Source organism: Vibrio sp. Y176, from assembly GCF_033438945.1.
The window spans coordinates 1-658 of record NZ_JAWOQS010000632.1 but is presented as its reverse complement, the minus strand read 5'-3'; the positions used below and the strand labels follow the sequence as shown (position 1 = coordinate 658).

Annotated in this window: 1 protein-coding gene; it reads left to right on the top strand. The window is 48.3% G+C overall.

Annotated elements, in window-relative coordinates; translation table 11 throughout:
* Positions 1 to 658: GGDEF domain-containing protein (locus R7O13_RS27755; protein WP_318305308.1), on the top strand; the 658-nt coding region annotated here is incomplete at both ends.

The following is a 658-nucleotide window of genomic DNA, read 5'->3' as shown; positions in this document are numbered from 1 at the left end:
AACCAAAGACCTGATCGCGGTCGTGGATGGCATCAACATGATGTCGGCACAGATTGAGTTGTCATTTGAAGAACAGGCCAAAGAAGCACAACGTCTACGTGCTCAAGCATACCTAGATCCTATCTCCAAACTAGGTAACCGCTCGTTCTACATCAACCAAGTTGACCAATGGTTGGCAGAACAAACGCAAGGGGGTATCGCGCTACTCCATGCAGAATACATTGGCGACATTTACGAGACAAAAGACTACCAACGCGCTGATGCCCACGTGAAAGAGTTGTCTCAACGTCTGAAAAACACCATTGATGTTCCGGGAGCCACCATTGCTCGTCTTTCTAGTGATGAATTCGGTCTGCTTTTCCCGCACATGGATGAGAGCGAACTGCGCATTCTCGCGGACAGCATCGTCAACTGTGTCAATGGCCTAAACACTGATCCAACTGGCTTAGCAAAACCAAAAGCCTCGCTTGGTGTGGCACACAGCAAAGATCAGAAAACGCGTTCTGAAGTCCTTTCTATGGTGGATAACGCACTATCGAAAGCCAAAGCACAGCCAGACAAACCATACGGCTTCATTGGTAGCGATACGCCATCTAACTTGATGGGTAAACAGCAATGGAAAGCGTTGGTTGAAGAAGCAATCCACAGCGATTGGGTG